At 75.3% G+C, this 2,738-nt stretch carries 3 protein-coding genes; 1 reads left to right on the top strand and 2 read right to left on the bottom strand.

The genetic code is table 11. The annotated features are described in order from the left end of the window. On the bottom strand, positions 1-492 hold a 492-nt coding region (locus BXA05_RS19150), incomplete at its 3' end, for a ClpX C4-type zinc finger protein (RefSeq protein WP_280174317.1). 84 nt (positions 493-576) lie between these two features. Beyond that, a complete protein-coding gene (zapE, locus tag BXA05_RS19145; protein ID WP_076406801.1) occupies positions 577-1,791 on the bottom strand; it encodes an AFG1/ZapE family ATPase in 1,215 nt (404 codons plus the stop codon). A 105-nt stretch (positions 1,792-1,896) separates the two neighbouring features. Here zapE and BXA05_RS19140 point away from each other — a divergent pair, with 105 nt between their 5' ends. After that, on the top strand, positions 1,897-2,607 hold the full coding sequence (locus BXA05_RS19140) for an iron-dependent transcriptional repressor DtxR (protein WP_043659817.1): 711 nt from the start codon (positions 1,897-1,899) through the stop codon (positions 2,605-2,607). Positions 2,608-2,738 lie beyond the last annotated feature (131 nt).

Here is a 2,738-nt window from a genome sequence, read left to right as displayed (position 1 = left end):
CAACATCCGCGCCAACGTCTGCGCCAGATACGTCTTGCCCGTCCCCGTCGGACCGATCAACAAGATGTTCGACTTCGCCAGCTCCACGTAGTCCGGGTCGTCGGTCGCGAGGGCCTCGCCCGCCTCCTCGGCGGCAGCGGCGGCGCGTACGCGCTTGTAGTGGTTGTGCACCGCGACGGCCAGCGCCCGCTTGGCGCCGTCCTGCCCGACGACGTAGCGGCTGAGGTGCGCGAAGATCTCGTGCGGCGTGGGGAGCGGGCCGCTGCCGGTGACGATGTCCTGCTCGGCCGACTCCGTCTCGCGGTCCTCCTCGACCATCTCGAGGCAGAGGGCCACGCACTCGTCGCAGATGAAGACGCCCGCGGGGCCCGCGATGAGCCGCTTCACCTGCCGCTGCGACTTGCCGCAGAACGAGCACGTGAGCGCGTCCGCCGCGCGGGGCCCGCGCTGACCGCGCGCGCCGCCGTCGTCGGTGCCGTCGGAGCGTGCCACCAGGTGCCTCCAGTCGAGTCGGTTGCGGCCGATCGTAACCGCCGCCCACGACACCCCCGCACGCGAGCCCTGGGACGCGCCGGGTCAGGCGTGCGGGACGTCGTCCGCCGGGTCGGTGCCGCCCGCGTCCTCGGTGAGGAGCTGGAGCCGGCTCGCGGTGCGGAACGCGTCCGGGCGGTCGGGGAGCGCGGTGCGGAAGGTGCCGAGCGCGTGGGGCGACGTGACGACGAGCTCGACGTCCGCGTCGACCAGCACGTCGACGACCGCGACGAACCGCTGCTGGGCCTCGCGGTCGACGGCGGTGAGCAGGGGGACGTCGGTGACGACCCACCGGCGGAAGCGCACGGACCAGTCGAGGTACTCCAGGGTCGACGTCGCCCGGCCCGCGAGGTCGTCGAACGTCACCCACAGCTCGTCCGCGCGCGCCGCCGTCACGGGGAACGTGCGCGACCCGGTGCGGACCGCCGTCGCCTCGTCCGCGCCCGGGCGGCGCAGGCCGCGGGCGTCGAGCTGGGCCGTCGTGCCGGGGCGGAGCCACGCGCCCGCGGCGAACCCGGCGCGGCCGCGCCCGCCGAGCGTCCGGTAGTCCGTGGGCCCGGCGAGCTCGACGACGTCGAGGTGCGCGCGCAGGAGGGCGATCCCCGGCTCGGCGACGTGGTGCCACAGCGGGTTCGGCAGCAGCGTGCCGGGCTCGTAGTTCGACGTCGCGAGCACGACGACGCCCGCCGCGAACGCCCGGCGCAGGAGCCGCGTGAGGAGCGTCGCGTCGCCCGTGTCGTGCAGGTGGAGCTCGTCGAGGAGGAGCAGCGTCGTGCCGCGCAGGAGGTCGTCGATCGCGTCGTCGACCGCGCTCGGGCGGTCCTCGGGCCGCACCTCCGGTCCCGGGGGTTCTGGCGCCGGGGGTTCCGGCACCTGGGGCGCCCGGGTGCGCCACCCGCGCGTCGGGCCTCCGTGCCCGACGGCGGCGCGTGGCTCCGCGCGGGCGGCCTCCCGGCGCGCGTGGATGGCCGCGTGGAGGTCGCGGAACAGGTCGTAGACGTGCGTGCGGCGCACGGCTCCCGCGGGGAGCTCCGGCGTGACGGCGTCGACGAACGCCGTGGCGAGCCAGGACTTGCCCCGCCCGACCGGCCCCCAGACGTACAGCCCACGGACGGGACGTCGTCGGGCCCGGGCGACGTCGTCACCGAGCCGCGCGAGCCGGCCGAGGAGGTCGCGCTGGCCGGCGTCGAGCACGATGCCGTCGCGGGCGGCGGCCGCCTCGACCGCGCGGCGGACGCGGTCGGCGCGGGGGCGGGTCACGGGGACACCCTAGGCGCGGCGGCCCGCCGGTCGGAGTCGGCGGCGAAAGCGCTAGACTGGAACCGTTCCAGAGAAGAGTGCGTCGTACCTGCCGCGGGAGGCCGAGTGACCGACCTGATCGACACCACCGAGATGTACCTGAAGTCGATCTACGAGCTGCAGGAGGAGGGGATCCCCCCGCTGCGCGCGCGGATCGCCGAGCGCCTCGGGCACTCGGGGCCGACGGTCTCGCAGACCGTGGCGCGCATGGAGCGCGACGGCCTCGTCGTCGTCGGGGGCGACCGCCAGCTCGAGCTCACGGCCCTCGGCCAGCAGACGGCGGTGCGCGTCATGCGCAAGCACCGCCTCGCCGAGCGCCTGCTCACCGACGTCATCAAGCTCGACTGGGAGCACGTCCACACCGAGGCCTGCCGCTGGGAGCACGTGATGAGCGACCTCGTCGAGCGGCGCCTCGTCGGGCTCCTCGACCACCCGGCGCACGACCCGTACGGCAACCCGATCCCCGGCCTGCGCGAGCTCGGCGAGGACCTGCCCGAGGTCGGCTACCTCCAGGGCGTCGTGTCCCTGCGCGCGCACCTCGTCGCGCGCGGCGCGGTGCCGGGCACCGAGGTGCGCGTCGTGCTCCAGCGCATCGCCGAGCCGATCCAGGTGGACGTCGAGCTGCTCGCGCGGTTCGCCGAGGCCGGCGTGCTCCCGCACCGGACCCTCGTGGTCACGGTGGGCGACGGCGTCGTCACCGCCTCGGGCGAGGGCGCCCTGACCGTCCTCGACCTGCCCGACGACGTCACGCGCCACCTCTTCGTGACCGCGGACTGACGGTGTCGTGGCCCAGGGCGGCCGCCGAGAACGAGATTGGTCCCGCTATCCACCGGATAGCGGGACCAACCTCGTTGTGGTGGGGGAGCGGGGTCGTGCTCGCCGACCGGGTGTCGTGCGGCGGGGTCGTC

The organism is Cellulosimicrobium funkei (genome assembly GCF_900155925.1).
GTDB classification, from domain to species: Bacteria; Actinomycetota; Actinomycetes; order Actinomycetales; family Cellulomonadaceae; genus Cellulosimicrobium; species Cellulosimicrobium funkei.
This window is presented reverse-complemented; position numbering and strand designations above follow the sequence as displayed.